Origin of the sequence: Paucibacter sp. XJ19-41 (assembly GCF_028462495.1) — a bacterium.
Lineage (GTDB): Bacteria > Pseudomonadota > Gammaproteobacteria > Burkholderiales > Burkholderiaceae_C > Roseateles_E.
On sequence record NZ_JAQOWX010000209.1, the window covers coordinates 812 to 4,436 of the forward strand.

Below are 3,625 nucleotides of genomic sequence, written 5' to 3' on the forward strand. Positions count from 1 at the left end.
GCCCGGCGCCAAGGGCATCCTGACCCTGCAGCCGGCGCCCGCCGGCGCGCTGCAGCTGGGCAGCCTGCGGGTGCAGGGCGAGCAGGCCGGCGCTGCCGGCCTGTCCCTGCACGCCTCCAGCGCCGAGGCCCAGGCCGCGCCCTATCGCCAGGCCGGCTCCTCGGCCCACATCACGCGCGAGACGCTGGAGCGTTTTCGCGGCACCTCGCCGGCCGATATGCTCAAAGGCCAGGCCGGGGTGCAGATGGGCGACATCCGCAACGGCCACGCGCTCGACGTGAATATCCGCGGCATCCAGGGCCAGGGCCGGGTGCCGGTGGTGATCGACGGCAGCCAGCAGTCGCTGGAGGTCTATCGCGGCTATGCCGGCCAGCAGCAGCGCAGCTATCTGGACCCCGACCTGATCGGCAGCGTGACCATAGAGAAGGGCCCGAACCTGAGCCTGGACGGGGCCGGCGCGATCGGCGGCGTGGTCAGCATGCAGACCCTGGGCGCGCTCGACATCCTGGATGCCGAGCAGAGCCAGGGCTGGCGGCTGCGCGGCGGCGTGGCCGACAACAGCGTGAGCCCGCAGACCGGCTTCCAGGTGCTCAACCGCAGCGGGCGCGGCGAGCTGCTGGCGCCGAAAAGCCACTTCGGCTCGGCCGCCTGGGCCAGCCGCAGCGAGCGCCTGGACCTGGTGGCCGCCTATGTACATCGCAAGCAGGGCAATTACTTCGCCGGCACCAAGGGCATTGGCCGCTACCGCGGCAACACCCGCAGTGGCGGTGGCACCGGCATGAACCCCGATCCGGTCTCCGAGTACTACCGGGCCGGCGAGGAGGTGCTGAACACCCACAGCGTCAATGACTCCCTGCTGCTCAAGAGCACCTGGCGCCCCAACCCCGACCAGGCGCTGGAGCTGGGCCTGCGCCATCTGAAGGCCGAGTACGGCGAGGTCATGCCCTCGGCCATCTCGCGCACGCCGGCCTCCAATGACTGGGTCAAATACGCCGACCCCGAGAACACCATGCAGCAGTTCGAGCCCGGCCGCATGAAGCTGAGCGCGCTGACCGCCCAGCACCGCTGGCAGCCGGCCGGCCAGTCGCTGATCGACCTGAAAAGCCGGCTCTGGCTGACCCGCAGCGACAGCACGATGTTCAATGCGGTGATGGGTTCGGCCCCGGTGGGGCGCGACCTGCCCAGCAACCAGATGGGTGATCCGCAGGGTGCGAGCTATGCCCATGCGCTGCGCTCCAATGTGCGCGGCCAGCGCTGGGGTGGCCAGGTCGGCAACAGCTCGATCTTCTTCATCGGTGAGCAGCAGTCGCTGGAGGCCAAGTACGGCCTGTCCTACACCCACGAGAAGACCGGCCCCGGCAGCGCCACCCCGGTGGTCGAGGCCGATCTGCGCAACAACCGCTATGTGCGCTCGGCGGTGCGCAAGGAGGCCAGCCTGGTCGGTTCGCTGGAATGGAAGCCCGTCGAGGCGCTGAGCCTGCTGGCCGGCGGTCGGCTGATCCAATACGAGGTGCGCGACCTGAACCGCCGCGCCCATGTGACCGAGAAGATCAAGGTGCCGCGCCGTGCCGTCCACGTCTACAAGAATGGCAAGGCGCTGGAGTACGTGACCTGGTACCCGGACGCCCAGGGCCGGTTCACCGAGGCCTCGCTGCGCGCCAGCCCGCACCGCCTGGGCACCCTGGCCGATCTGGGCTTCGACAGCTGGAAGGCCTTCGCGCCGAACAACGGCGCCTTCATGGACCAGATCGCCAGCGCCTGGCGCTATGACGAGCCGCTGCGCCGCAAGGGCAGCAGGTTCGCGCCCAGCTTCAGCGCCAGCTACCGACCGGGCGAGGACAGCCTCATCTACGCCCGCTATGCCGAGGGCTTCAAGATGCCCAGCGTGTTCGAGGCCACGGTGGGCAACCACTTCATCACCCCGAACCCCGATCTGCGCCCCGAGCGCAACCGCAGCTGGGAGCTGGGCGCCAGCGCCAGCCTGCGCGGCGTCTGGGCCGCCCAGGATCGGCTGTCGCTGAAGCTGGCGCGCTTTGACAACCGCATCCGCGACTACATCACCCGCAGCTACGACCCCAGCAGCTACAGCTTCACGATGAGCAATATGGCGCGCTTCGAGACCGCCGGCTGGGAATTGCAGAGCGCCTACGACCGCGGCAGCTTCTTCGCCGATGTCTCGGCCAGCTATTTCGACCGCGCCCGCACCTGCGACCCGGCCACCGGCGCCGCGCTGCGCAATGCCAGGTACGGCGTCAAGAACGCGCCCGACTGCGCCGACGGCGGCTTCGGCGGCAGCTATGCCAACACCCAGAACCCGCCCAAGTTCAGCCTCAACACCACGCTGGGTGCGCGCCTGCTGCAGCAAGACCTGACCCTCGGCACCCGCGTCGTGCGCAATAGCGCGCCGCTGCACCGGCTCGACCAGCCCTGGAACACCAATGCCTACACGACCCTGCAGCAGTACTACCCGGCGACCCTGATCGTCGACCTGTTTGCCAGCTACAAGCTGCGCAAGAACACCCAGCTCAACGTCGCGGTCGACAACCTCGGCGACCGCTACTACCTGGACCCGCTGGCGCTGTCGCCGATGCCGGCGCCGGGCCGCAGCCTGCGCGTCGACCTGAGCCTGACATTCTGAACGGAGGCCCCCGATGAGCGACACCCCGCCCACCCGCAGCCAGCGCCTGAAGGCCGCCAGCCATGACAGCCATGAGCGCCTGGACGCGCGCATCATGCGCAGCCAGCCCTTTGCCAGCGTCGACCACTTCCGCCGCTTTGTGCAGGTGCAGCTGCGCTTTCACCACGATGTCGCGCCGCTGTACCGGCGCGCCGACCTGGCCGCGCTGCTGCCCGATCTGGCCGAGCGCCAGCGCCTGGACCAGATACGCCAGGACCTGATCGATGTGCAGGCCCCGGCCCATGACGAAAGCGGTTTCGGCGCGCCGGCCCTGCCGATGGAGGCCGACCTGGCCACGGCGCTGGGCTGGTGCTATGTGGTCGAGGGCTCGAACCTGGGCGGCGCGGTGCTGTTCAAGCTGGCCGCCAAGCTGGGCCTGGACGAGCACCATGGCGCCCGCCATCTGGCCGGTCATCCGGACGGCCGGCTGCGCCACTGGCGCGGCTTCACCGGCATGCTGGACGCGCTGAGCCTGGACGAGACCGCCGAGCAGGCCCTGGTGGCCGGCGCGCGCGCCGCCTTCGAGCGCGTGCATGCCCATGTGGCGCGCGAGCTGGGCTGATCCGCCGATGCCGGCCCTTCCGGCCTATCGCCAGGCCTCTCGTCATGCCTACCTGCTGCTGGGCTGGCTGGCGCTGGCCTGCGCCCTCATCGGCGCGCTGCTGCCGCTCTTGCCCACCACGGTCTTCCTGATCATCGCGGCGGCCTGCTTTGGTCGCGCCTCGCCGTGCCTGCAGGCCCGGCTGCTGGCCCATCCCCGCTTCGGCCCGCTGCTGCAGGACTGGCAGCGCGAGGGCGCGATCGGCGCGCGCGCCAAGCTGATGGCCGGCGCCGGCATGGCCCTGGGCCTGGGGCTGTTCTGCTGGCAGGCCCGGCCCGGCCCCTGGCTGGCCACCGGAGTCACGCTGGGGATGCTGGCCTCGGCCGGCTATGTGCTGAGCCGGCCAC

The 3,625-nt window shown here is 70.3% G+C and carries 3 protein-coding genes; all 3 read left to right on the top strand.

Going from position 1 to position 3,625, the window contains the following annotated elements; genetic code table 11:
• On the top strand, positions 1-2,638 hold a 2,638-nt coding region (locus PO768_RS27935; protein ID WP_272648663.1), incomplete at its 5' end, for a TonB-dependent receptor domain-containing protein.
• Positions 2,639-2,651: 13 nt separating this feature from the next.
• Positions 2,652-3,239: a biliverdin-producing heme oxygenase gene (locus PO768_RS27940; RefSeq protein WP_272648664.1), complete on the top strand. Its 588-nt coding sequence runs from the start codon at positions 2,652-2,654 to the stop codon at positions 3,237-3,239.
• A 7-nt stretch (positions 3,240-3,246) separates the two neighbouring features.
• On the top strand, positions 3,247-3,625 hold a 379-nt coding region (locus PO768_RS27945; RefSeq protein ID WP_272648665.1), incomplete at its 3' end, for a YbaN family protein.